Origin of the sequence: Sphingomonas aliaeris (assembly GCF_016743815.1) — a bacterium.
GTDB lineage: Bacteria > Pseudomonadota > Alphaproteobacteria > Sphingomonadales > Sphingomonadaceae > Sphingomonas > Sphingomonas aliaeris.
The window spans coordinates 449,895-475,379 of the sequence record NZ_CP061035.1; the positions used below are offsets into that span (position 1 = coordinate 449,895).

Sequence of the window (25,485 nt, forward strand, 5' to 3'; positions counted from 1 at the left end):
CTCAAAGGGACCGTCATGCCGTTTCTCCCTACCAAATCCCCCAGTGATGCATCCGCTACAGGCACTTCACCTCGCGCGCCGGCGCGCGTTATTCCAACGTCAGGTGCAATAACGCCGCCCCCTGCCGAAAGCCCGGCGAGCGGTAAGCGGCCTTGTCACAAGTCCGATCTCGCCAGCTCGAACCGGGACGAAAACGGCGATTACATCGTTGGTAAGTCTCGCCCACCGAAGGCCACCCAGTGGGTCAAGGGTCAGTCGGGAAATCCCCGCGGCCCCGTCAAGCAAGAGCCGTTAAGTGCGCAGGCACAGCTCGAGCAAACCATGCTTGCGCCGTTCACCGCGACCGTCAACGGTGAGGCAGTCCCGCTGACGATGGATAAGTTTGCGGTTCAGATGCTTAAAAGCTCGGCCGCCAAAGGATCGGTCAAGGCAGCTCAGCTCCTGTTGGATTTCTATGTGAAGCTCGTTCGGCAGGTGGCTGACCGCGAGCCCGGGCCGGAGGTCGAAGTTTGGGAACGCGAGGCTATCGACAGCCTGCTCGCTGAACTGAACCTGCCTGAACGCCCCGTCGTACGTCAGACAAACCGAACGGGTACGACGTGAAACCGCTCGCCCACTTGTCGCCGCTGGCGCGGCGCAAATTCGCCGAAGAGGTCAAGCGTCGCTCGCTTGGTCACTTCCACGCCGAGGCCTTCCGGATGCTACACGGCGGAGAGGATATCACTCCAGGCGATCACATCGATGCCATGGTGCATTGTCTGGAACAGCTTGCCTCCGGCGAGATCAGGAAGCTCATCATCACGCTGCCGCCGCGACATGGCAAATCTGAGCTCGTGTCCGGGGCGTTCCCGGCGTGGGTGCTTGGAAACGACCCGAACTCCAAGCTGACCATCGTGAGTTATGGCTCAGATTTGTCGAACAGCCTTTTCAACAATGTGCGGACCATCGTCAAAGACGACCGGTACCGGCAGCTCTTCCCACGTGTTTCAATCCGTAAGGGCCAGGACCGCTCCGACCATTTCGTCACGGCAGGCGGCGGCGAGGTTCGGGCGACATCCAAAGCGGGTGCCATGACCGGCTTGGGAACTCATTTTCTTATCGTCGACGACTTCCACAAGGCTAATGAAAGCATGTCAGCGGTCGAACGGGATAATGCGATTGAAACGTTCCGCACGACCTTCTTCAACCGCTTCGATAATCTGAACGACAGCCGCATCGTTATCGTTATGCAGCGGATACACGATAATGATCTGGTCGGATGGGCACTTCGCACACCGGGCTGGCATCATCTTAATCTACCTGCGTATGCGGTCGAAGACGAAGCCATTCCAATCCCGCGTGGCCGGGTCTGGCAACGTCGTAAGGGCGACGTGCTTGCGCCCTTTCTCATCTCTGGAGACGAGCTGGAGCGCAAGCGCGCCGAGATGGGTGAACGCGCATTCGGGGCGCAGTTTCAGCAAGATCCGACGATCGCTGAAGGCGCGCTGATCGATTGGAACTGGTTCGGCCAATATGGTGAGCGTCCTCAACGCAGCTTTTTTCACAAGATCGTACAAAGCTGGGATCCGGCGACCAGTGACCGGATCACTTCAGATTATTCTGCAGGGATGACCTGGGGCTACCGCGACGGCGAGTGGTATCTGCTCGATATCATACGCGCACAGATGCCGTTCAATGAACTCACGGACCGGGTCATCGCATGGCATAGGCAGTGGAAGGCGGACGCTCTTGTGATTGAGGGCGCTTCGATCGGGATCTCGCTGTACCAGATGGCCAAAAGGCGCAGCTGCCGGGCATTATCAGGGCGCCTGCCCCTAAGGGGGAGCAAGGAGGACCGACTGGCCAAGGCGACGGTCAAGCTTCAGTCGGGAGATTTTCTGCTGCCTGAGACTGCCCCCTGGCTCGACGCGCTCCGCAAGGAGCTTCTTGGTTTTCCCGACGCGACCAATGACGACCAGGTCGATGCGCTGAGCCAGTTTGTCGATTTTGCTTTCTATGCCGAAGATTGGGTAAAGGCAGAACGGGATAGCTCCGGCAGGCGGATGAACGTCACTCGCAGGGCCAAGCGACCACGTTCCTATCACGGTGACGGTTCTTTCTCCGGATGATCGGCGTCGCGCAATGATTAGGCCGTTCCGGTTTCAGCGATCCGGCAATCCCTGAGAGGGAAGCACCTGCGAGGCTGGCCCCTGCAGACGTTCGAGCGCGATGACCATCGCAAGGGTGTCGAGCCTGCAATAGTCGAGCAGACCGCGCCGTATCTCCTGCCGCCGGTCAAGAGAGGTTTTCCCATCGATCGCTTCGAGATAGCTCTCCTGAGCCTCAACGCCGGATTGAGCACCGGTAAGTGATCCATAGTCGAGTTCCGGGGCTAGTGTGGGAAGCACGGCTTTAATCGACCAGCTGCCTCGCATGTCGCGGTGATAATAGTGTCTTCGCGCAACCGGCAACAGATCGACAAGCCGGTCCGCGAGCGAGCGAAGCACGCTTTCATAGAGCGGGGAAACGGCTGCAAGCTTTAGCAGGCAGGTTCGTTCGAAGCTTGCGTTCCAGGCGACCACCGCACCTGCCGTTGGCAAGGTCGCCAGCGCTTCGGCACAGGCATGCCTTGGATCGTCGCCGTCAATCGACAGGAACTTGCGATGCTCCAGCTCGCCATCGCCCCGGTCGATGTGAGCGGAAAACTGGAATGGAACCTGCTGGTACGGGCTCGTGCCAAGCCATCGGGGAATGGCCGGTGCGATTGTCTCGAAATCCAGAAACGTTCTCGGGTACGACCAGCAGTCGGTATCACGACGCACGCCTTCGGCATCGTGGTAAGCGTCGCCACTAAAGGTTGCCGCGCGAACCCGTTCGAGGAGCGGATGGGCGGTCCGTTCAGCATCGACGAGAAGCAGATCATCGACGCCCTCGCTTATCATCGTGCGGGCGAGCGCTTTACCTCCGACCCCGGGCAAAAGGCTAACTGGCCACGTCGGTGATTGCGGTAGGTCGCGGCGACAATACGTCTCGAATGAACACTGAAACGGATCGCTGCAGTGCGCGCCAACGGAGAGCGCGGGCTCGGGTCCATCCAGGGTTGCATTCGCCGCGGCGACAACGTCGGCGCGGCTAGCGAGGATCTCGGCGACCTCGTCCCCGGCCTGCTCGTCGGTAAATAGCCCGTGGTAATTACCCGCTTCAGTCAAAACAAAGCTCGTATCGATCACCCGTATCGAAGCTTTTGTCACCGGGACGCCGCACCCACGCATGACCCAAAGTTGCGTTGCTAAATCAGCACAATGGTAAGGCTTTACCCTCGTCGTGCTTTTGACCTCGACCACGTGCCATCCCGCGCCATCTGGAATAAGCAGGTCGACGCGAACGACGACACCTTCGTGGATGAACGTTGCCTCGAACAGCGGCCGGCGTTCGTTTGCAAGGAGCGCCTTGCAAGTTGCCTCCGCAGCGAACGTCATCCCATTTGCGCCGTCGATCATGATCCCGTCTGGCAGAAGCGTGCACGCGATATCGCCGACGTCATGCCCGATGCGAAACGCCAGTTTGGTACCATTGCTTTCCTGTGCGGCGTCTGGCTTGTTAACTGATAGCCACAGCCGCTTCGCGCATTGTTCGAAGATCGCGAGGCGAGACTTTGACAGGCCTGATCGCCAAGGCGTTCCCGCTGCTCGCGGAGTCTGAGTTCCAGCTACCATGCGGTAGTAGCCTGCCAGTGCACACCTTCGCCGCATTGGTCGGGGGTGCGATAGCTGCTCCGGTTTTGTTGGGCCGGCTGGCTCAAGCCGCGATGTCCCGACCCAGCTGCTGAAGCCGTGGTCGCAGACTGTTGACCATTTGGTTGGCGGCTTTGCTCATCCAGCGTCTTTGCTCCACTTCTGTTCTGTCATCCCATGGGTCTGGTGACGGTATCGACAGGCCAATGCCGGGTGCGTCACCCTCGACCCAATTCGGTGCGCCCAAATCTTGGGCTTTGAACTCTCCGTCGATTGTCTCGCGGTCATGGAGTATCGCAGCCCAAAGCTTCTGACCTTCGGCCCCATCAAATCGCACGTACGTCCCGATCGTGCCTTGAGTGCTGCTGCGATATACATTTACGTAGAGTCCGTGCGGTAACGGTACCTTCAGCCACCCTGTGCCGCCCCAACGGGGCGGGGGTTGGCCCGGGTCATCAAACACTGTCTCGGCCGTAAATGCAGCCATAAACGCTTGCCAGCGTGTGACCGCCTTGGTCGTGTTGCGCGGTACTGCATCGGTACGATCGATGCTCGGGGAACTCGGGGTCGCAGACTCGATCGCCGACCCGGGGATCTCGGATCGGATGACCCAGCGTTCGATCGTCGCGGTCTGTGCCAAGACGCGAGGATGCACGATCAGATGCTCTGCTCCAGCCGTATCGGTGTGGCGGTATTCCGCCATCTCAATGAGCGCGAAGCTGAACGCCAGGCCCGGCTGATCACGCAGATATTCGCCGATCCTCCTCGTCCCCTCTGCGATCCCGTCTCCGACGATCAGCAGCAAGAACCTGCCCGCGGCCAAATCGCGGGATACGCGGTCGACGAACTCTGCCTCGCCGAGCGTTCCGCCAGCCTCGCTCGCCAACGCATGAAGCACGTTGCCCTGGCGTTTGGTTGCAATCGACACCTGCCGTTGCAGATCCTCATACCCAAACCTGCTGATCTCACGAGCATAGTCCAGGATCTGTCCAACGACCTCGCGTCGTGCCTGTGGGTTACGCCAGAGCTTGCATTCCACAACAACCAGTCGGCCGTGTTCGTCCATCAGCAGGACGTCGACAAAGCCGACGCCGGGGATCGACAGCTCCTTCGTCACCGTGATGAGCCGACCATAGCTCGGGTCGAGGTCATGGACCGGCAGCATTTCGGGATGGTCTGCGATCATATCACGAAGCGTGGCTTCTCGCCGTGCTTCGCCCTGCGGCACGCGTCTTACCACCTGCGCCGCGTCATTCTCGATTAGTACCAGCGTCATAGTCGCGCCTCCGGTTTGGGGGCGCGCCGCTCTCGCTAATGGCTTCCTCGTCGCGCCTATGTCCACTCGGGGCGACGGCCGAAGCCGGATGTTAGTAACCTGTTACGCACAGGCGCATGCGCCTTTACCGTTGCCGGCTGGACATGCGCGCATGCCACCCGGCCTCCAGCAAAGCTGCGACCGAGCATGCGTAAAGGGGTTACTAAGCCCCACCTCCGGGCTTTCACCGGAGGCAGGGGCAATTTGCTCGCTACGCGGCGCGACGCAAGTCAATTCGACCGAGATGGCGCCATGAAGGGAGCGCGAGTTTTTACGAAAGCGGTCCTGTACCGTTCGTCCCCACGTTTTGTCCGCGTTTGGTGGAGAACGGCCTGACCGCTTTGCGGCGGAAACGGGCGTAAGCAGACGTTCGTTCAGGCGTCTAGACAGGTCTATACCGCTCCGGACGAGTCCATAAAAAGGCATCGTTCATATCGCGGCCAGGAGGTTGCATAGCGCGAGCTCGTTAGGATCCCGTAGGACGCTATGTCCGCCTATGGTTTGGCCGAGCTCGTCGAGGACGGCGCGCCACTCGTCCAGTGCGTCGGCGCCAGCCGGTCACCAATGCGCAACGTGCCCGGCTAGCGCCCAACAATGGCCTTGCGCCGCGAACGCAGCATCGCGCGCCGTCAGATGTTACGCACCGTGATCAAACCCGGCAACACCCAGCGGCGTGTTAACGCGAGGCGTCACATCCGGCCACGAGGATCGCGGCCCTTGTCAAAGTTGATAACATTTTGACGTTGGTGGCGGAGCACCTGCTCAGGAAAGTCCCGCGATTACCGCGCCAATGGTTCCGATCCGCATCATTACTAATGTGCCGAGACGTTCAGCCGACTGGACAGCACCAAACGCGTCGTGTGACGATTAAAGCCGACCGAGCGCTTTTCGTCCCCGTCCGCCGGGTACAGAATGACACTTCAGCTTCGCACATCCCCGCCGCCGAAAACGACCTGGTTGCGCATGGCAGGCGCGAACAGCCCGTAAAGAAACGGCATAGCGTTACCGCTCACCGCGTCGAGCGCGGCAAGATGCTCCGGGGAGAGAGTGAGGCTGAGCGCGGCGACATTGTCGGTTACCTGCTCCGCCCGGCTCACGCCCATCAGTGTCGATGCGACTCCTAGCCGCCCGGCCACCCAGGACAAAGCGACGCGCGCCGGCGTCTCGTCGATCGCTGCAGCGACGCGCTTCAGGACGTCGAGGATCCGCCAGTTGCGCTCGGTGAACAGCGTGTCGCCGAACGGATTGTCGCCATCGAGCCGCTTGTCGTGGACGGGCCGCGCCGTGTCGTCCTGCCCGGCCTGATTGGGAACGCCGCCGGCACGCTTCGGGCCCGCTTCGACGGTCGCACGGTCGTATTTGCCGGTGAGCAGCCCGTAAGCGAGGGGGCTCCACGGCACGAGACCCATGCCGGCCGATCGGGCGAGCGGTAAATGCTCGGCCTCGACGCCGCGGTCGACCAGCGAGTAGAAATATTGCAAGCCGATCGGTGCCGGATCGCCCTGTACCCGTGCCAGCGTCGCGACTTCGGCGACGAACCAGGCGGGGGTGTTCGAGATGCCCCAATAGCGTATCTTTCCCGTCGCGACGAGGGCGGTCATCGTCCGCAACAGTTCATCGGCCGGTGTGACGCCGTCCCAGACATGCACCCAGTACAGGTCGATAAAGTCCGTGCGGAGCCGGCGAAGCGATCCCTCGACGGACGCCAATATGTGGCGCGCGCCATTGCCGCCTGCGTGATAGCCGCGGCCGGTCGCAAACCCTGATTTCGTCGCGAGGACCAGCCTGTCGCGCGACTGCTGCGTCGCGACGAACGTGCCGACCATCTCCTCCGATCGGCCGCCCGCATAGACGTCGGCGGTGTCGATGAAATTGCCGCCGAGTTCCGTATATCGATCGAACACTGCGCGGCTGCCGCTCTCGTCCAGCCCCCATCGCGGGGTGCCGAAGGTCATCGTGCCGAGCGCCAGCGGGCTGACGAGAAGACCGGAACGGCCGAGCGGGCGATAGGTGTCGAGGTTCATGATGGCATCCTGCGTTGCATCGTCTCCAGATGGACGCCGGACAGCGCGAGGATTAGACCATCTACCGCGCATGGGCTGCTGAAGGATTTTCAGGAATGGATCGTGATCTGTGGTCCGGTCTCGCGGTGTTCGAAACGATCGTCGAAGCCGGCAGCTTCGCGCGCGCGGCGACGCGTCTTGGTCTGTCCGCCTCCGCCCTGAGCCATAAGATGCGATCGCTGGAGACGAAACTGGGTGTTCGGTTGCTCGATCGTACCACCCGCTCGCTGGCGCCGACCCCCGCCGGCGAGGAACTGCTGGCGCGGTTGAGGCCGGCGATCGCATCCGTCGCGAGCGCGCTGACCGACCTGGACAATGCCCGCGAACGGCCGGCAGGGCGTATCCGGGTCAGTGCGCACCGGGTTGCAGCCATCTACGCAATCCTGCCGCGTCTGGCCGAATTTGCGCGCGCCTATCCCGACATCGCCGTCGAACTGGTGGTCGACGACGGGTTCGTCGATATCGTCGCCGACCGCTTCGATTGCGGGGTCCGGCACGCCCAGACGCTGCAGGCCGACATGATATCGGTGCGCATCAGTGCGCCGGTGCCGCTGGTCTTCGTCGCAGCCCCAACCTACCTCGCCGATCATCCCGCCCCCGCCGATCCCGACGATATCGTCGCGCATCGTTGTCTGTGTTACCGGTACACCTCATCCGGTGTCGTACACCGCTGGGAATTCGAGCGGGATGGCCGGACGGTGGAAAGGTCGGTCCGAGGCGACTTCATCACCAACGATATCGACGTGATGCGCGACGCCGCAGTGGCAGGGTTGGGGGTGACGTGCCTGCCGTTACCACATGCCGAGCTGCAACTAGCCGATGGGGCGCTGGTTGAAGTGCTGGCCGGATGGGCACCCACACTGCCACCGAACCACCTTTACTATCCGAGCCGACGTCAACCGACTGCCGCCTTCCAAGCCTTTGTGAGGGCCATGCGCGTATGATCGCGAGCGTCCTTTGACATAATCAAGGTGGCTGATCAGCGGGTTGAACATGGGACGCTTCGCTATCAGGTCCGAAGATATGCCAGTTTTTGAATGAGTGTCTGAAATTGGTGAACGAACGGAGTATCCGAAAGGACCGCAAATAGGTTAATTCAGACCTCGGTTCGTTCTGCCAGTTCTAGCGCATCCTCAACATCCACCCCAAGGTAACGTACCGTGCTGTCGATTTTGGCGTGGCCGAGCAATATCTGGACCGCCCTCAGATTGCCGGTCGCCTTGTAAATGATCGACGCTTTTGTTCGTCTTAGAGAGTGGGTACCGTAATCCTGCGGCTGGAGACCGATAGCAACTACCCATTCCCGAACAAGGCGGGCATATTGGCGCGTGCTCAAATGACTCATATAATCGTTTCGACTTGGGAAAATGTAGTCTCTTAGCGTACCGCCGCGCCGCTCCAGCCACGCGCGTATGCTCTTTCGAGCCGTGTCCATCAACTCAAATTGAACCGGCCGATTGGTCTTCTGCTGCACTATGATCGCTCGGTCGCGAACGCGTGCGCCCGATACTACATCGCCGATCCGAACTTTGACGATGTCGCAACCGCGTAACTTGCTGTCGATCGCGAAGTCGAAAAGCGCCCGGTCGCGTAATCGCCGGTGCTGGTCCAACCAGAAGCGTGTTGCCCAGACCTGCTGCTGTTTCAGGGCACGCTTAGCACCGATCAGGTGTCCTTCATTCCAAGGGCGGCGTTCGGCAAATCCAGGATCAAGCGGCGAGTGCCCCATAGCTCATCTCCAAGAGGCTGTATCGTTCGATAAAACTATCCGGTCAGAGCTAATAGTCAATTTGCAAATTAGGTTTTCGCGTTGCGAACTAACAAAAAGAGAGGAAACAATGACATGGAGTCCTGCCTTTGGGGTTAAAACACCCTCGTTAAAGGTCCTCTCGATTGGAGGAATTGGAATCAAGCTCAAGTTTTGTTGTCTTACAAGGTACCTTGAAGGCTGGCGGCTTTTATCGTCGCTTTGATCGGGCGAGGTTGGCTTTGCCGAATGTCCAAACTGCGTGATGGGCAAAAGCGGGATTGCAGCAGTCACCAATGACGCTGATACATTATTTTTGGATCAATAGACTGGGCAGGTGGTATGCAGTCGATATGTCGTAATACTCTCGTAAGTGCGTATTCCTACCTCCGGTTCAGCAGTCCAGATCAGCGTGCCGGCGATAGCATCCGACGGCAGACATCTCTCGCAATAGCTTACGCTGAGGAATTTGGCTTAAAACTTGATGAGCATTTGACCTATCGAGATTTCGGCATTTCCGGTTTTAGAGGTGAAAATGCCTCCTCTGGCCGCCTAGGCGACTTCTTAACCGCCGTCTCGGCAGGCCTAGTGCCTGTGGGCAGCGTTCTTTTGGTCGAAAACCTAGACCGCTTGAGTCGCGATAGCGCGCTGCACGCCCAAAACCTTCTTACTCAAATCGTTCTCGCTGGCGTGTCAGTAGTGACGCTATCAGATCGAAGGACGTACTCGGTTGAAGAGTTACGCCGAGATCCGATGGGCCTCATATTCGCGTTGATAAATTTCATCCGCGCCAACGAGGAGAGCGAACTTAAATCGTCTAGGGCCAAAGCAAATTGGGTCGCCAAACGGTCGACTGCCTTGGCAAAGCCGCTGACGGCGAAGTGCCCTGTCTGGCTCATGCTGGACAAAGGTAGCGGAAAGTTCGTTGAGGTTCATGATCGTGTCCAGGCCGTTCGAAGGATTTTCAACCTCGTTGACGAAGGCAAAACTTTCACCGCCATTGCCGAAACGTTGAACAGGGAAAAAGCACCTACGCCGCAGGCGAACATCGCTTGGACGCGTCATGCAGTAAGTACGATTGTGGGTTTCAGCGCCGTGGTCGGGACATACGTTCCCCACTACCAGGCTTTTGAGAACGGCCGCTCCGTAAGGCGCCCCTTGAAGCCAATTCCGAACTATTACCCGTCGATTGTAACTGACGAGCAGTTCGCGCGAGCCCAGGCATGCAGAATGGCAGCATATACGAGTGGTCGGAGCACCGTTGGGTACCTCCTTCAGAATCTGGCTAAGTGCGCGATTTGCAATCAGTGGATGAAAATTGTTCGCCGTGCGGAGAATGGACCGAGCATGGTATGTGCTGCGGCGGTAGCCGGCATGGCGGACCACTACAAAGAGTTTCCCTATTTACCAATCGACGCAATCTTGCGGCAAACTCTTCCGGAGATACTGAGCAGTTTTTCGTATGAAAGCGCGCGCTATGGAACAAGTACTAGGCTGATAACGGCTCAAAATGGCGTCGATCGGGCCCGGCGCGCGATCAAGGATCGTGGTCAATCCTCCCGTGGAATAGAGGCGATGGACCACGCTAGGTCGACACTTGTCGCTGCAGAGGAAGAGATGCGCGACGCAGCCGAAAATTACGAAAGCCGCCCATCCGTCGCGGCAATCCGGCAGGTGTCGACCGCGCTGGAATGCCTAGCCGATGGTGTGCTTACCGTAAGAAGCGCCCTCCTAGTGAACCGTGCGCTTGTGACGATGTTCTCGGACGCGAAAATTACCGGAACGCCAGCGATCCTCGAAATGCGCGAGGTAGGAGGGTTCGTTCATCAATTACCGATTCACAGTGCGCCGAAACTCACCTGATGATTTTATGGATTTTTTACGTTACCGGATCATGCGGTAGGTATATCCAATAAATCGCACGGCGACACGGCATGGAAGAAAACAAGCCTCTGAGGTACCCGGTTTCCGTTTCTGCGACCGCAAGGGGGCGGCGGCGGAGAGCGGGTTCCATTCCGGATCAGGTTCAACGTCGCCAACACGGTGGCCTTGAAGTCGATCCATATCGAAATATCGTTTTTCCTAATCGTATCCGGGAACAGCGACTTAAGGCCGGTTTCTTCAAGCTTTTCGGATTGGCCTCTCAAATACCTAACCTGCCCTACATCAGGCTATCGAAGCTCGAGCGCGGAGAGGTTTTCGCGCGACCGGAGGAGTTGCAGCGGGTTGGCGCTGCCCTTGGGATTGATCCTCGTGATCTGCTTCTCGATGTTGAGGATCGCTCTTTCGACATTTCGAGTTGGGCGGAGCCGTTCGGCGAGGGAGCGATCGCCGACAGTATCGAGGAGTTGCAAATGGCGAGCCTTCTCGCGGCTGCGGTGCGTGCGAAACGCATGGCTGATGAACGCCTGACCGCGGCGACGATGGCCACGGATTACGGTATTCCGCCCGTCATACTCTCCCGGTTAGAGAATGCGCTAAAAGGCTTAGGCCGCTGGAATAGTGAAACCATAAACAACCTGTGCCGCCTGTTCGGCGTGAACGATCTGACCGAACTTAAAGTCCTCCTCAATAACCAGCACGAATCCGGCTTCCTTGGGCCGTTTCTAGCCGAGTTGCCGACCGCGGCGAGCAGGCAAGCCCGAACTCGCCAACGTGTTTCCGTGTTGAGAGAGGCGTTGGATCGTCTGCCGACTTCCGAAGATCAGCCCGCACAATCTGGGGTCGATCCTGATCGGGCTCACCGTAAACTTTCCGTCTTTGGCTCTCCTCTGGCTGATGGCCTGATCGCAATGACACCGGCAGGCCTTGAGATTGACGCACCGTCGTATGCGGGCGCGCGTGCTTTCGCGCTACGGATCGGGCGCGCGACCTTGGGTGGTGGGTTACCCGGTCAAGCTACCGTTATCGTAGATCCTGATCGGTTTCCGCAGGCGGGAGGTTTAGCGCTAGTCGAAGAACCCGAAGGTTATCGTGTTTTCGCCGTGGCAATCGGTAAGGATGGAAGAATGACGGGTTATTCTACGTGCCCAACCAAAGAGGCGCTGTTGGATGACTTCCCAACTGGGCGTGTAGCTGCGATCGTTGGAGCGATCTTCGTGTGATGTCGAGCGCTCGGGATAATCGGGATTGATGCAGCGGTGACATCGCTCACAGCGCGCTCACAGTTGGAACCTCTGCTAGGCTTGTCGTCCATGCCGGCGAGCGCATCTCCGAACGTAGCTTCCACTCCCGCCTGAACCCCTGTGAGGCGGTGACAGCCGTCCATTTACCGAACCGTCCGTTGATCTGGTCGAGCGCGTCCATGAGGCGATCGCGCTTGTCAGCGTCGCCTTCGAACAGCGTCCGAGGCCGCATATCGGACGCAACCAGATCGTCCAGCATGATGCCTGCTTTGGTGTAGGCATAACCATCCCTCCAAGCCCGCTCTGCGCCCCGCCTGGCTGCTGCGATCAACTCCAGGCTGTCGTTAGTCATCGGGTGCAGAACGATCGTGCGTGACCCCGCATATTGCGGCCGCTCGGGCTTATGCCGATTGGTATGGAAGAACGTTGTCAGCCGCGCCGCGACCAGGCCGTGTTGGCGCAGCTTCTCGCCGGCCCGCATGGCATATTGGCTAAGTGCACCCATCATGCTGTCGAACGTCGTGACCGGCGTGCCGAACGACCGGGTGACTGCCATGCCCTTGCGTTGCGGCTCGACCTTCTCGACGGCGTTCGACGGCACGCCGCGGAGTTCTGCCACCAATCGCTCCAGCACGACCGTGCCGACGGCGCGCGCCTGCTTCATAGGCATGTCCCTGAGCGCGCCTGCTGTTTCGATACCCAAGGCGTTCAGCTTGCGGGCGGTGGCGCCGCCCACGCCCCAAACATTCTCGACAGGAAATGCCTGCATAACGTCATGCCGAGCATCGTCGTCGCGCAGGTCTGCCACGCCATCGAAGCGCCTGTCCTTTTTGGCGACAGCATTGGCGAGCTTGGCCAGCGTCTTCGTCTCGGCGATTCCCACACAGGTCGGGATCGTCGTCCACAACCGCACCTGTTCCCGCATCGCGCGGGAATGGGCCACCAGATCGCGATCCTCAAACCCGCTGAGATCGAGGAACGTCTCGTCGATCGAATAGATCTCGAAGTCTCGGGCGAACGCTTCGCATGCCGCCACGACCCGGCGCTGCATGTCGCCATAGAGCGTGTAGTTGGACGACAGGACGCGAATGCCATGCACACGCACCTTGTCGCGCAGGTGATGTATCGGATCGCCCATCTTGATCCCCAGCGCCTTGGCTTCGGCTGATCGGGCGATGGCGCAGCCGTCGTTGTTCGACAGCACGATGACCGGCACGCCGACCAGTCTGGCGTCGAAGGCCCGCTCGCACGACACGTAATAGTTGTTGCAGTCGATCAATGCGATCGGCGCGGTCATGGCATCTTGCGGGCAACGCCAACCACGACGCCCCATATCTCTACATGCTCATCGACCAATATCTGATCGAACCCGTCAGCCTCTGGCACGAGCCAGTGTCGGCCCCCGACGTAGCGCAGCCGCTTCAGCGTCCGATCACCGTGGACCAGCGCGACAACAACCGCGCCCGATCGGGGCTTCTTCGCCCGGTTGACCACAATCAGGTCGCCGTCATTAATCCCGACGCCGGCCATCGATTGCCCCTCGACCCGCATTATGTAGCTGGCCGCGGGATGCTCGACGAGCCAGGCGCCGAGATCGATCGGCTCTTCCATGTCGTCCTGCGCTGGGGACGGGAACCCGGCCGGCGTGCGGCTGAGGAATAGCGGGACTTCACGCGGCACCAGCTCAAACGGAACGTCGTGAAGCGTGATAGCCTCAAGCCGGGGGCGTAGAAGCGATACGATCGGGCGCGGCCCGTTCCCGTGCGGCACGGCTAAAGGATCGTTGCGAGCGAAAGCTGTTCAGGCCGCGGACCAAGCACGCAGCGCGCTTCCTGAGCTGCACCGACCGCTTGGCGGTAGTGCACGGTCCCGAACCGCTCTGCCTCATCGAACGGCACCGGCGCCCATTCCTCGGTCGGATAGCAGGCGTCGTAAATCGCGTGCGCAGCCGCACGCAGTTGCAGATCGTGCTGCATGGCATCCTCCAGATTGTCGCATCACCGCAGCGGCGGCGCGGATCATAGCTAGGCGCATAGCAATCTGATTCGCAAGAACATTGCGGGAACAGACTTCGGATGCGATGAAGCCGCCGACGATTCGAAGGACACGATATGACTGACCATAACGACGACGATCAGGAGCCGAGGATGGCGTTCGGCAAATGGATGTTGATGCAGCGCGATCGGGGCGACTGGATCGATGGCATTGCGGATGCGGCGCGGGCGGACCGGACATTCCCAAAGAACGGCGATCCCGAGGCAGTGCGTAAGCATCTACGCAGTCAGCAGGCCGATGGCGACGCGTTCGCCGCGATCGATGATGCTGAAAGCGAATGGATGTCGCTCTGATCCTACTACTGCTTCTCGCCGCCGCTCACCTTCCAGCGTTCCAGTGCACCGTCACCCGTATCCATGACGGTGACGGACCTTTGTGGTGCGCAAACGGTATCAAGGTCCGTGTCGCCGGTATCCAGGCGCCCGACTTCGAAGACGCTGAGCCGTGCCGACGCCGACAGCGGGGGTATGTTTGTTCGGACGCTAAAGCCCGACAGAGCCAGCAAATCGTCCAGCGCCTGACATTAGGTAAGTCGATGGCGTGCCAGCCGGTCGATCGTAGCTACGCACGTGTCGTAGCGCGCTGCACCCTGCCCGATGGTCGCAGCCTATCCTGTGCGATCGTAGCCGCCGGCGCTGCGACGCGCTGGGATACCTATTGGCGACGGTATCAAATGAACGATTGCCGGTGACGCTGTTGACGATACACAGCGTTGCGGTGGGTTAGCCGTCATAGAGCGTTGCTGATCGCACGCAGCTTCCGTGGAGTTTGGAACCGCTCGTATGGCCGGATAATCGCGCGTGGTGGCGGTTGTAGGCCGAGATGAGCGAGCGTCCGAATCGGCAAGCGGAAACATCGGTCCGAATATCCGTGATTGGGTCAACCTGGTGTATTTATTCCCACGGTCGACAGCGAGAGGACTTAGGTACCCGGTGTCGTCGCGCGCAGCAGCATTGATATTTTTACGAGATACGCCGCTCAATTCTCAACGCCGCGGAATCAGAAGTCGCCCACACACCTTCCTGGCGCTAACAAACTTCAGGACGGTCTTGGCAGTCCATTCCGGCCGTTCAAGGAAAATGTGGTGCGTGCTGCGCGGGACTTCGATCGCGGTCCCGCACCGAGCGTTGCGCTCGAAGTCGGCTTTCGCGGCAAGCATCCAGGGACGCAGAACCTTGTTCGACGCGGCGACGAAGGCAGCGCGTTGCTCTGATGTTGCGTTGGGCGGAACCTGATCCGGCACGTCCTTCGATGTGAAGATGGCCAACGACGGTGCGGCAATCGCATTCCAGCGTGGCTTCGCAGCAATGTCACCGCGCAGCACGGCAGCGGCGGTTTGCGGGCTCGCCTTGGGCAGATACCCGTTGGGTCCCGAGCCGGTAATTGCCGCTAGGTCGCTGCGGACGGCGCGCACCTGCTTGGTGCCAAGTGCCGCCGCACGCCACCCTGCGAAGGCGTCGAGCGTCGCGCGATCTGCTGTACCCGGTAGGGGCATCGTCGGAAGTGCCGCCATCAATTCCAACGCGCGCGAACGATCATAGGCCGAGTCGAGATAAATAAGCCGGTCGACCCGATCGGAATGATCCGCGCCGAGCGTGGCGAGTTCGCCCCCGGCGATGCTATGACCGATGAACGACGCGCGGTGAATTCCCAGGCCGTCCATCACGCCCAAAATGTCGCGCACCAGTGTGGCGTTGGAATAGTCGCCATCGGCCGGCGAACCGGACGCGCCGTAGCCACGCCGAGTAATAGCAATGACGCGGTGCCGCTGGGCGAGCAGAGGCGCGAATTCGTCATAGATATGCGCCGAATTACCCAGCCCGGTAAGCAGGATGATCGCCGGCCCCCGACCGCCCCAGTCCACGAAATTCAATCGCAAATCGCCAACCTGGCAGAAACTGTCCTTCCCGGTTGCTGTGGTGCGACAATCGTAACGCTCCTGCGCGTGGGCCGATACGGGCGTACCCACTGCCAACATCAGCGCTGCTGCTACCCAGATTTTCACAGGCGGTAATCCAGCGTGATGCCGATCGTGCGTGGCCGAACGAGGAACTCTACAGGTCCGCGCACCCCTGTCGCTGCCTGCGATACGCCGCGTGTGTCGCCGATATTCTCGATAAACCCGGACACGCCGAACCCGGCAATCGTAGCGCCCAGGCGCAGGTCGAAGATATTATAACCGCCCTGCCGACGCGGTGACGGCGTCAGTTCACCCGGTGCGCTCGAAATATAGCGATGCGACAGTGCGAAGGTCGGTGCGAAGCGACTATTGATCGGCGCGTACGTGATCGAGTCCGATACCTGCCAGCGCGACGCACCCGGCAAGGCCGATCCCGCTGGTACCAGCCCCGCACCACTTCCGAACGGTCGTCGCAATTCGCCGTCGAGATAGGTCAGCGACCCCTGGACCGCGAGCGCACGAGCCGGTCGGTACGTAGCGCTGGCCTCGAATCCGCGGTTGCGCGCGCGTCCGGCATTGGCGGTGTAGATGAAGCCGCTCGTGCTGCGCTGCGTCACTTGAATGTCGTCCCAGTCTATCCAGTACAGTGTCGCATCCAACTGGAGACGTCCGTCCAACTGCGTGGTCCGCGCGCCAAGCTCGTAATTCCAGAGCGAGTCCGAGTTGAACTGCGTTGGAATAGCGAATGCGGGATCACGCGCAATGTTCGGACCGCCGAAGCGAAACCCGCGCGAGGCCAGGGCGTACACCAGATTGTCGGTGTCAGGCTGCCAGGTCACCGACACTTTGGGCGAGAATCCGGTCTGCTCGGATCCGCCGCTGGTCGTCGTGGTCGGGCCCGACAACGGGCCGCCCTGTGTTGTCGTCGTCTCCAGGCGGGTCCTGAACAGACGACCACCTGCGGTGACCTTCAGCGTGTCGGTAAAGCGGAACGTTCCCTCGCCGAAGATCGCGCTTTCCTTGCCGCGAATTCGGACGAGAGCGTCGATCAGCGTCGGCGTACCGAAGACCGGCACCGCAGCGGGCGCGTTCAACTGGTTGACGATCTGCTCACGCGTAGAATCGTGGAATGCTCCAATAAGATATTCAAATCGTTGGCCACTAGGCGACGCCAACCGCGCCTCGAAAGTCGTCCCGCGGCTACGACCTGGTTCGACAAACGCTGCTGGCGCCAATGCAGGCGCAAGTCCTGAATAATCCTGCTGGCCGGAAAAACGCTTCAAATGACGCGTTGCCGTCGCCGTCAACGTGGCAAATCCTACATCCTGATCGAGGCGCAAGTTGTGCAGCGTCGTACGATATCGGAACGGCTCTGCAATCCGAGTACTCTTGGCGTAGCGGCCAACCGACGGCTGCGTGGACCCCGCGTCGTCGGTTTGCTGTGTCTGTTGCAGGAACAGGTAGTTGAGTGTCGTACCGGCGGCGGGCGCCAGCGTAACCAGAATGCGCCCTCCGTCGATCGACGTGCGATTGGTGTCGCGTCGCCCGGTGCCGACATTGTCTACGAACCCCGCGATGCGCCGTTGGCCGTATACACCGCGCACCGCCAGCACGTCGCGGACGACCGGCACGTTCAGCATCGCGTTGCCCGACAGTCCGGTTCCGCCATGGCGCACTTCTTCGATCCCGGCCCGGACATGCGCGTCGAACGCATTCAGGTCAGGACGAGCCGCCTGATAGTTGATCGCGCCCCCCATCGACGATGACCCGAACAGCGAGCCCTGCGGCCCGCGCAGCACCGCGACATTGTCCACGTCGAATGTGTCGATATCCGGTATGCCGCCCGAATAGAACGGATCCGTCAGCGGCACGTCGTTGATGAAATAGCCCGTCGTACCTTGCGCCTGCGCAATGCCCGTGGTCGTCGCGACACCGCGGATGATCGCCGCCGAATTGCCCGGCACCGTCTGGTTGAACACAACGCCCGGCGTGCGGGTCAGATAGTCCGCATAGGATCGCGCACCGATCGATTCCAAGGCCTTTTCGTCGAAGGCGGTAACCGATCCCGATATGTCCCGGACACGCTCGGCGCGCTTCGTGGCGGTGACGATAATGTCACCTCCGTCACTGGTGCTGTCTGCTTCTTCGACCGCTACGGGCGTCGCGGCGGAGGCCTGCGCCGACGCCTGCGTAGAAAACAGCGAGGCCGAAGCGGCCAATCCGAGACCCAATACAGCTTTCATATCGCATTCCCTTATGCCCCTGGGCCAAACTGACCGACTAGTCGGTTTTGTCAAGCAGCTTGTGTAGCGGCTCGGTAAAACGCTATCTCCTCGCGATGCCAAAACTGTCATCTGTCGTATCTGCCGCGCGGCGCATGAACATTGTCAACGCCGCTCGACGGTGTTTCGCGGAACGCGGGATCGCCGTGTCGGTGGAGGAAATCTGCATCGAGGCTGGGATCAGCAAAGGCGCTTTTTACGGATATTTTGCCAGCAAGGACGCCGCGATCGAGGCGATCGCGGGCGATCATCGCGGTGCTTTCGATGGTCTTGCGGAAATAAGGCAAGTGGATGCTCTCGCCGACCGCCTCTACGCTTACGCGCATGACGGCGATCCTCGATCTACGCGGCTGGAACTTGAGGCTTGGGCATACAGCCTGCAGCAGCCAGCGCTGCGTGCTATCCTGCAGGAGAATATCCAGCACATGCGAGCCGCCTTGTCGCGAAACTCAGCCGTCCTGTCTAAAGTGAGCAAGCACTCCGGGAAATCCTTACCGCCGATCGCGCTTGTTATACAAATTTTTGCTACTGGACTTGTCGCGTCGATGGCCTTGGGCGTTGATAAGCAGGGCGCCGACCAGGAAGACAGTATGCGGGAAGCCTTGAACTATATGCTTGACGCGCTTCTCAAGGATCAGTTTGACGCGGGTAACGTTCAACCCGTTCAAATCGCTGAACGGGAGGAGCGACCATAATCGGCTCGGCGAGATTTGCGGTTGCCAAGTCCTGATCTCATTGCTGTTCTTGATCTAACGATAAGTCTTGCAATTGGGGCGAGATCGACACGCAGCTTGCCGTTCTAACGATAGAAGCAGGTTGATCGCCGTCGCGGTTGCGGCTGAGATGAACGACCGACCGATTTACGATGCCAGAAGCTCCCTCGTGAATGTCGCCTTCTGGGTCTAATGAGACTAGCGACTGATCAACCCGTCCCGACCGTTAAATTCGTTTTTAACGGAGCACACTGAGCGGGATCGCGTTTCCCATGACGCGGTAACCCTCGTCGTTGGGGTGAAGCCAGTCGCCGGATTGAAGATTGGCGCGCAGCCGATTGGGGCGAGCGGGATCGCGTGTCGCGCGGTCGAAATCGATTGTTCCGTCGAACTCGCCGGATGACAGGATCCAGCGATTAATGGTCTGGCGCACGGCGTTTCCATCTGCCCGATAATAGCTTGCGCCTTCATATGGCAGGATGGTTCCGCCCACGACCCAGATCCCGTGCGCTTTCGCCCGGGTAATCATCTGGCGATATCCTGCGATAAGTGCGTCTGCGCTGATCGGCGCGTCGCCGCCGCGACCGATATCGTTCACTCCAATGAGCAGGATCACGGTGCTGACGCCCGGAACGGACAGGACATCTCGGTCGAACCGCGCGATCGCGCTTTGCCCGAACAGCGGGATCGCGCCATCGGCCAGGATGCGGTTGCCCGAAATGGCAGCGTTCGCGACACCGAACCCGCGCTTCGATCCGTTTGCTGCAAGTCGTTCAGAAAGGCGATCGGGCCAGCGTCTGTCCTGGTTCAGGGTGGAGGAATAGCCATCGGTTATGGAATCTCCATAGGTCACGACGACCGGACGAGGTGTCGCTTGCTTTATATCGACCTCGGAGATGAACGCGCGCGCCGTGATGGTGCTTTCGGCATCGAACGGCGCATCGATGAAGTTGCCGCGGGGCGAAACCTGGCCGGTCTCGCCGCCAGCCGCGTGGCAGGTACACAGTCCCGTATCCTCGGGAAAATATAGCGTGATCCGAAGTCGCGCGCGGTCGGGGATCTTCAAGTCGACCGTATCGCTCAGCCAAGGCGAACCGGCCGGGATGATCGTTCCGCCGATCCCGCTGAACGTCACCGTTCGCGAGCTCCCGGTCACCTCAACGCCCTTGTCATCGACCAGCGCCACGCGCGCCGCTCCAATCTTTAGCGGTTGTGAGCCGTATTCGTTGGTCAGTCGGATACGCAGGCCTGTCCCGCCGGCGCTGAGGCGCACCGTCTGGACGATCGTCTGGTTGTTAAACGCCTTCGCCAACGCCTCCCCCGGCAGTCCCGGGCCTGACGCCATCGGGGGCGCTGGAGACGCCGCCCAGCTCGCTGCCCAATGCGACGCCGGACGCGCAGCGGCGGGATATGAAAGAACGCCTAGGAATATAGCGCAGCCGCCGATCATCCGCATCATCATAACGTGTTACGCTCCCGATCCTGATTACCGGCCGCGGCCGCATCGCTCCTCCACGCCGCCACCCGGTCGATCGCATTCTGGCGGATCGCGGCGTAGAATATGCCGTAATCGTTCAGATGATAGCTGCCGAATACCCAACTGAGCTTGTCGTTGAACCCCGCCGGTGCAGACCAGGGTATGTCGACCTCGAGCAGATGGCCGCGACACTTGGCGGCGGTTAGCTGCGGCACCAGTGCAGGCATGCGCTTGGCGACGCTGCCGAACGGCGCGGCGGGGAAGGGGAGGCTGCCGGGATTGGCGTCCGCCGCGGCCGGCCGGTCCGGGCGCCATGTCAACGGATTTACGCACAGAGCGTCGGATCGACCCTGCGTGGTCAGTGCTCCGCGCCACCAATAGGTCTTGTTGTCGGTGATCATCCGCGCGCCGGTTCGTCCCGCTTGGCTCGTATTGTACGATATCACGCATCCGGTGTGCCGGGCGCCGACGCACATCGGCAAGCCGATGTCGCCGAACGTATCGGGCACGTATCCGCCGATCAGATAGGCGGCGACCAGTTGCCGCTGTAACGGCGATCCCAGGATTTCGGCCTGTAGCAGCCGGATGGCATGCGCCGTACCCTGGCTGTGCGATGCGATGATAAACGACCGGCCGTGATTGAGGTGCGCGATGTAATACCGGAATGCCGCCGCGACGTCTGAATAGGCGACCTGCATCGCCCGCGGTTCCTTGAGCGCTGCCAGCGTCGCCTGACGATAGCGTGGCGCGTAGAGCCGGCAACACCCGTTAAAGACGCTGACCTGCCCGAGCAGGACGACGGGATTGAGCGGCGCGGCGGCATCGGATGCGTCGAACGGCGCGACCCATACCGCACTGCCCTTGAACGTCGTGGGATGGACGAAGAACACATCCGCCAGTGCCGCCCGTTCGTCGATCGCCGCGAGGCCGACGGGTGTCGAGCGTTCCAGCCCGTTCCGCCCCGGTAACGCTAGCCACGCCTCGGACGCCGCATAATCCGGCGCCGGCGGGACGGCTCGCGGATCATAGGCGTGGTCCGGTCCGCGCAGGCTGGCGATCAGGCCCCATCCGCCGATCGCGGTGAAGGCGATCAACCCCGCGACGACGACCGACGCGAGCGCGATCAGCGTCGTGCGACACCAGCGACGCTTCGGCCAGCTCACAGGCGGTCGGCCTTGGCATGCGCTGCCAGCGTGAAGGCGCTCGGCTTGATCGTGCGCCTGAACGTCGTGCGATCCACCGCGACAAGCCCGAACTGCTTCGCATAGCCCGAGGTCCATTCGAAATTGTCGAGCAGCGACCAGTAGAGATAGCCTTTGACCGGAATCCCGTCCGCGATGCACCGTGCGACTTCGGCGACCGTGGCGTCGATGAAGCGCGCGCGGACCCGGTCGTCGGTCGCGGCGATCCCAGTTTCGGTGAGGTAGATCGGGCGTCCGATATGCTTGGCGGCGTAGCGGATCGTCGCGCCGATCGCGCTGGGGTAATTCTCGTAGCCCATGTCGGTCAGCGGCACGCCGGGTTCGGGCGGCATCAATCCCTTATGGTCGATGCGCAACCGCGAATAGGTCTGCACTCCGACGAAATCCGCTTTCCGCGCCGCGTCGATCCAGCCGCCGTACATCGTGTGCTCCGCCTGACCGGCAAGATTGCCGGGCCCGACGGCCTGTATCTCCTGCATCGATAGCGTGACGCCGACGGGGAAGTCGCCCGGCCCGGCCTTGATCGCGGCATAGCCCTTGGCATGCGCATCTAGCATGACCGTGCTGATCCGGTCTGGATCGCCAAACAGCATTGACGAGAAGTGCGGCGACGCGGTCTGCAGCGCAGCCGCCGCGACCATCGCGCGCGCATTCGCCGCCGCCGCATCACTGGCGAAGCGGGGCAGCACCTTGCGCAGCAGCACGATATTCGCCTCGTTGAAGGTCGATGCCATTCCGATCAGCGGCCCGAGCCGCTCTGTCGCGCGGGCGCAGAACCGTGCGAACAGATCCGCACCGTCGGCGACCTCGAACCCGCCGCGCATCGCGAACCACAACGGCACGGTAAAATGGTTGAACGTGACGATCGGCAACAGCTGGCGCTCGTGGCACGCCTCCAGCACGCGGACGTAATGGTCGAGCGCGGCTTCGGAGAACATTCCCTCCGCTGGCTCGATCCTCGCCCATTCGATCCCGAAGCGATAGCAGTTCAGACCGAGCCTCGCGGCGATGTCGAGATCCTCTGCGAAGCGCGCATAGCTGTCGCAGGCATCGCCGGACGGATCGGCAAAGGCGGTTGGGCGGATGGTTTCCAGCAACCAGCTGTCCGACTCGACATTGTTGCCTTCGCTTTGATGCGCGGAGATCGCCGTCCCCCACAGGAACCCTTTGGCGGCCGCGCGCGCACCGGCGGCGCGGGATCGTGACGCGGCTGCGGCTGCCGCCGCGATGCCCACGCTGCCCGCGACGATCTGCCGCCGGGTCGGAAAGAGATCGGTCATCATGATGTCCTTTGAAGGTACGCGTCCGGCGAACAGGCAGGTCCGCTCACGGCGTCGGCATCGCGGCCCATTTCTTGCGCGCATCGGCCATCGCCGCGTCCCTCGCGCGTTCCTGCACCGGCTGGAGCCGCGCCGCCTGCGTCTTCGCGCCGATCGCCAGATAGGCGGTGGGCTGCGTGCTCACCGTGGGCCAGTTCGGCGCGCCGCCGCCATTGGGATTGCCGGTCCGCGCGAACCGCACCCAATAGTCTCCCATCAGCTTCGCCACATCGGCGTCCTGCCCGTCCCAGCGGTGCTCGGCCGCTTTCGTGGTGAAGACATATTCCAGTTCACCGCCATGATCGGTGCCCGCCGCCGCGGCGCGTTGATCCACCGGAACCTGATCGAAATAATAGGCGTAGGTTGGTGCGCCGTTGGCGGCATGGCGATCCGCCAGCGCTAAGGATGGCAGGACGAAGCCCGCATCCTCGGCCAGATCGATCGCGGCGGCGTCGGCGGGTTTGCCGGTCATCGCGATATAGCCCTGATGCAGGTCGGCGAAGCGGTCGCCGAGCAAGGCCTTCGCCGCCGCCTCGGTCATTCCGCCGAGGCTCGATTCGTTCGAATTGCCGCCGATGATCAGCGGGATGCGCATCTCGCGTCCGCTGTAGAAGGGATCGCCGGGGCTGCGCGTGACGACCTTGCCGTCGATGAACGGGAAGGCGCGCCCGTTCTTGACGACATCGGCGAGCGGCACGGCGCGCAACTGTTCCGCCGTCGCGTCCTTCAACCCGAGGCTCGTGGCCCACATCTCGCCAAGCTTCTCCGCACTGATCGGGCCGCCGCGGATCGGGAACAGCGCGCTTCCGCCCGCGCCCGATTCCGATATCGCCTTGTGGAACAGCCCTTCGGCGACGGGCGATCCCATCAGGATCTGGACCGATCCGGCCCCGGCGGATTCGCCGAACACCGTCACGTTCGCGGCATCTCCGCCGAAGTGTGCGATGTTGCGTTCGACCCATTGCAGCGCCGCGACCTGATCCATGATCGCATAGTTGCCGAGCCGACCGTGCGGATCTTCGCGCGTCAAAGCGGGATGCGCGAAGAAGCCGAGCCGCCCGAGCCGGTAGTTGATCGTCACGATCACCGCGCCGCGTTTCGCCAGCGCGGCCCCGTCGTACAGCGGAACGCCCGCCGCACCGTAGGTGAACCCGCCGCCGTGCAGGAACACCATCACCGGGTATCTGCCTGCCTTGGCTGGTCGCCAGACGTTGAGGAACAGGCAGTCCTCGCTCATCGCGCCGACTTGTGCCCAGGGTTCCTTATGCTCCGGGCCTTGCGGGCATGCCGCTCCGAAACTGCGCGTCGAGCGGACGCCCTGCCATTTCGCGGGCGCCTGCGGGGCCTTCCACCGCAACGGCCCGACCGGCGGCGCGGCATAGGGGATGCCCTTGAACACGGTGAGAGTGCCTTCGATCGTGCCCGCGACCGATCCGGTATCGATCGCGACCGGTGCGGACGGGGTCTGGGCGGATGCGGGCAGAGCGGTCGCAAGCGCGATACCGGTCGTCATCGTGAATAGCAGGCGTAACGTCATCGCATCGTCTCCATTGTCGGATCGCCGGCCATCCGGGACCCGATCGTGTCTGTTGAAAGGGGTTCGAAATCAGAGATTGAAGACGTTTTCCCAGATGTATTCCGAGACGTCGATCGGCGGGAAATAGGTGCCGTTATAGCCCAGCCCAACATAGCCGCCGTACAGCACGTGCTTGCCGCCGCTGACCGTCACCAGCCCCGCCCGGACGCCGCCGTTGCAACTGAGATATTCCTCGGAGCGGACCTCGTCGTTGATCTGGCGCCGCGCGAGATCGTCGCCGCAACCGCTGATCCGTTTCCACGCGGCAAGGCTTTCGCGCGCGCCCTGCACGCCGAGCGGGACGCCCGCAAGATCGTTGGGCAAGCCAGCCAAAGGCGGCGTCGATCCGTAATAAGCGATTGTCGCATCACCCGTTGCCGCAATCTCGGTGACGCCGATCGGCTTGGCCGGGGCGCAGCGATCGGTGTTGAGCGGGAATGAGACGGAGGCGACCGCGCGGATCAGGTCCGCACTCTCGCACGCCATGCGTTGCGCCATCCCGCCGCCGTTCGAAATCCCGGTGACAAAGACGCGGTCAGCGTCGATATTGGCGCGCCCTTTCAAGGCGACGATCACCGACCGCAGGAATCCTGCATCGTCGACCTGCACTGCATTGCCGGCGGCGCAGCATCCATAGGCGTTCCAGCTCAGCGCGATCCCCTCCGGCCATACCGCGATGAATCCGCGTTTGTCGGATTGTGCCAACTGGCCGGAATATTTGCGCTCGTCCGCGGCGTAGCTGGTGAAGCCGTGCAGATCGAGCAGCAGCGGAACGGGGCGATCGCCGGAATAGCTGGCCGGGACATGCACGAGGTAGGAGCGCGGCAGCCCGCCCGACAGCGTGACGATCGTATAGTCGCCGGGCGCGAGGCAGTTCGCGCTGCACGGTGCCGCCTGCGCCGCTGGGGCGAACATCAGCGCGCCGGTGACCATAGCGGCAAGCAGCAGCGCGATCGTGACCATCCTATGGATCGGGTGTCGTGGCGTATCGGACATGT

General features: G+C 61.4%; 21 protein-coding genes. 7 read left to right on the top strand and 14 right to left on the bottom strand.

Annotation, left to right across the window (positions count from 1 at the left end; genetic code table 11):
* The first annotated feature begins 15 nt into the window (after positions 1 to 15).
* Together H5J25_RS20470 and terL are read left to right on the top strand one after the other, a co-directional pair.
* The gene (locus H5J25_RS20470) at positions 16 to 603 is read left to right on the top strand and encodes a DUF5681 domain-containing protein (protein ID WP_225883283.1); all 588 of its coding nucleotides are present in this window, start codon (positions 16 to 18) and stop codon (positions 601 to 603) included.
* Positions 600 to 2,108: a phage terminase large subunit gene (terL, locus tag H5J25_RS01980; RefSeq protein ID WP_202094218.1), complete on the top strand. Its 1,509-nt coding sequence runs from the start codon at positions 600 to 602 to the stop codon at positions 2,106 to 2,108. The genes H5J25_RS20470 and terL overlap by 4 nt, the downstream gene beginning before the upstream one ends.
* A gap of 33 nt (positions 2,109 to 2,141) precedes the next feature.
* Here the strand turns inward: terL and H5J25_RS01985 are convergent, their stop codons facing one another.
* The 3 genes from H5J25_RS01985 to H5J25_RS01995 form a co-directional block, all read right to left on the bottom strand.
* Positions 2,142 to 3,479, bottom strand: coding sequence for a DUF2779 domain-containing protein (locus tag H5J25_RS01985; protein ID WP_225883284.1), 1,338 nt, complete (start codon positions 3,477 to 3,479; stop codon positions 2,142 to 2,144).
* Positions 3,480 to 3,777: 298 nt separating this feature from the next.
* A complete protein-coding gene (locus H5J25_RS01990) occupies positions 3,778 to 4,989 on the bottom strand; it encodes a PDDEXK family nuclease (RefSeq protein ID WP_202094222.1) in 1,212 nt (403 codons plus the stop codon).
* 959 nt (positions 4,990 to 5,948) lie between these two features.
* Complete coding sequence (locus H5J25_RS01995; RefSeq protein ID WP_202094224.1) at positions 5,949 to 7,052, bottom strand: aldo/keto reductase; 1,104 nt, start codon at positions 7,050 to 7,052, stop codon at positions 5,949 to 5,951.
* Between the two features lie 95 nt (positions 7,053 to 7,147).
* On the opposite strand from H5J25_RS01995, the gene H5J25_RS02000 reads away from it, so the two are divergent.
* A complete protein-coding gene (locus H5J25_RS02000) occupies positions 7,148 to 8,035 on the top strand; it encodes a LysR family transcriptional regulator (protein WP_202094226.1) in 888 nt (295 codons plus the stop codon).
* Between the two features lie 152 nt (positions 8,036 to 8,187).
* Here H5J25_RS02000 and H5J25_RS02005 read toward each other — a convergent pair whose 3' ends face one another.
* Positions 8,188 to 8,820 carry a tyrosine-type recombinase/integrase gene (locus H5J25_RS02005; RefSeq protein WP_202094235.1) on the bottom strand — a complete coding sequence of 211 codons (633 nt, stop codon included), beginning with the start codon at positions 8,818 to 8,820 and terminating at the stop codon, positions 8,188 to 8,190.
* Positions 8,821 to 9,180: 360 nt separating this feature from the next.
* Here H5J25_RS02005 and H5J25_RS02010 point away from each other — a divergent pair, with 360 nt between their 5' ends.
* Together H5J25_RS02010 and H5J25_RS02015 are read left to right on the top strand one after the other, a co-directional pair.
* Positions 9,181 to 10,701 carry a recombinase family protein gene (locus tag H5J25_RS02010; protein ID WP_202094237.1) on the top strand — a complete coding sequence of 507 codons (1,521 nt, stop codon included), beginning with the start codon at positions 9,181 to 9,183 and terminating at the stop codon, positions 10,699 to 10,701.
* A gap of 71 nt (positions 10,702 to 10,772) precedes the next feature.
* Positions 10,773 to 11,942 carry a helix-turn-helix domain-containing protein gene (locus H5J25_RS02015; protein WP_202094239.1) on the top strand — a complete coding sequence of 390 codons (1,170 nt, stop codon included), beginning with the start codon at positions 10,773 to 10,775 and terminating at the stop codon, positions 11,940 to 11,942.
* A 46-nt stretch (positions 11,943 to 11,988) separates the two neighbouring features.
* Here H5J25_RS02015 and H5J25_RS02020 read toward each other — a convergent pair whose 3' ends face one another.
* The 3 genes from H5J25_RS02020 to H5J25_RS02030 form a co-directional block, all read right to left on the bottom strand.
* Positions 11,989 to 13,260 (bottom strand): Y-family DNA polymerase, encoded by a 1,272-nt coding sequence (locus tag H5J25_RS02020; protein WP_202094241.1) that lies wholly within the window; start codon positions 13,258 to 13,260, stop codon positions 11,989 to 11,991.
* Positions 13,257 to 13,643: a LexA family protein gene (locus H5J25_RS02025; protein WP_202094243.1), complete on the bottom strand. Its 387-nt coding sequence runs from the start codon at positions 13,641 to 13,643 to the stop codon at positions 13,257 to 13,259. Before H5J25_RS02025 ends, H5J25_RS02020 begins: the two co-directional genes overlap by 4 nt.
* Before the next feature lie 92 nt (positions 13,644 to 13,735).
* On the bottom strand, positions 13,736 to 13,939 hold the full coding sequence (locus H5J25_RS02030; protein WP_202094244.1) for a hypothetical protein: 204 nt from the start codon (positions 13,937 to 13,939) through the stop codon (positions 13,736 to 13,738).
* Positions 13,940 to 14,074: 135 nt separating this feature from the next.
* Between H5J25_RS02030 and H5J25_RS02035 the strand changes: the two genes are divergently transcribed.
* Positions 14,075 to 14,311 carry a hypothetical protein gene (locus tag H5J25_RS02035; RefSeq protein ID WP_202094245.1) on the top strand — a complete coding sequence of 79 codons (237 nt, stop codon included), beginning with the start codon at positions 14,075 to 14,077 and terminating at the stop codon, positions 14,309 to 14,311.
* 692 nt (positions 14,312 to 15,003) lie between these two features.
* Here the strand turns inward: H5J25_RS02035 and H5J25_RS02040 are convergent.
* On the bottom strand, positions 15,004 to 16,023 hold the full coding sequence (locus H5J25_RS02040; RefSeq protein ID WP_202094246.1) for an alpha/beta fold hydrolase: 1,020 nt from the start codon (positions 16,021 to 16,023) through the stop codon (positions 15,004 to 15,006).
* Entirely contained in the window at positions 16,020 to 18,161 is a 2,142-nt protein-coding gene (locus H5J25_RS02045; RefSeq protein ID WP_202094247.1) for a TonB-dependent receptor, read from the bottom strand. Before H5J25_RS02045 ends, H5J25_RS02040 begins: the two co-directional genes overlap by 4 nt.
* A gap of 134 nt (positions 18,162 to 18,295) precedes the next feature.
* Between H5J25_RS02045 and H5J25_RS02050 the strand changes: the two genes are divergently transcribed.
* Positions 18,296 to 18,895, top strand: coding sequence for a TetR/AcrR family transcriptional regulator (locus tag H5J25_RS02050; RefSeq protein WP_202094248.1), 600 nt, complete (start codon positions 18,296 to 18,298; stop codon positions 18,893 to 18,895).
* Positions 18,896 to 19,151: 256 nt separating this feature from the next.
* On the opposite strand, the gene H5J25_RS02055 is transcribed toward H5J25_RS02050, so the two are convergent.
* The 5 genes from H5J25_RS02055 to H5J25_RS02075 form a co-directional block, all read right to left on the bottom strand.
* A complete protein-coding gene (locus tag H5J25_RS02055; RefSeq protein WP_202094249.1) occupies positions 19,152 to 20,258 on the bottom strand; it encodes an SGNH/GDSL hydrolase family protein in 1,107 nt (368 codons plus the stop codon).
* A 113-nt stretch (positions 20,259 to 20,371) separates the two neighbouring features.
* Entirely contained in the window at positions 20,372 to 21,553 is a 1,182-nt protein-coding gene (locus H5J25_RS02060; protein ID WP_202094251.1) for a DUF3089 domain-containing protein, read from the bottom strand.
* On the bottom strand, positions 21,550 to 22,872 hold the full coding sequence (locus tag H5J25_RS02065) for a glycoside hydrolase family 1 protein (protein ID WP_202094254.1): 1,323 nt from the start codon (positions 22,870 to 22,872) through the stop codon (positions 21,550 to 21,552). The genes H5J25_RS02060 and H5J25_RS02065 overlap by 4 nt, the downstream gene beginning before the upstream one ends.
* Positions 22,873 to 22,918: 46 nt before the next feature.
* Positions 22,919 to 24,448 carry a carboxylesterase/lipase family protein gene (locus H5J25_RS02070; protein ID WP_202094256.1) on the bottom strand — a complete coding sequence of 510 codons (1,530 nt, stop codon included), beginning with the start codon at positions 24,446 to 24,448 and terminating at the stop codon, positions 22,919 to 22,921.
* A 69-nt stretch (positions 24,449 to 24,517) separates the two neighbouring features.
* On the bottom strand, positions 24,518 to 25,483 hold the full coding sequence (locus tag H5J25_RS02075) for an alpha/beta hydrolase family esterase (protein ID WP_202094258.1): 966 nt from the start codon (positions 25,481 to 25,483) through the stop codon (positions 24,518 to 24,520).
* Positions 25,484 to 25,485 lie beyond the last annotated feature (2 nt).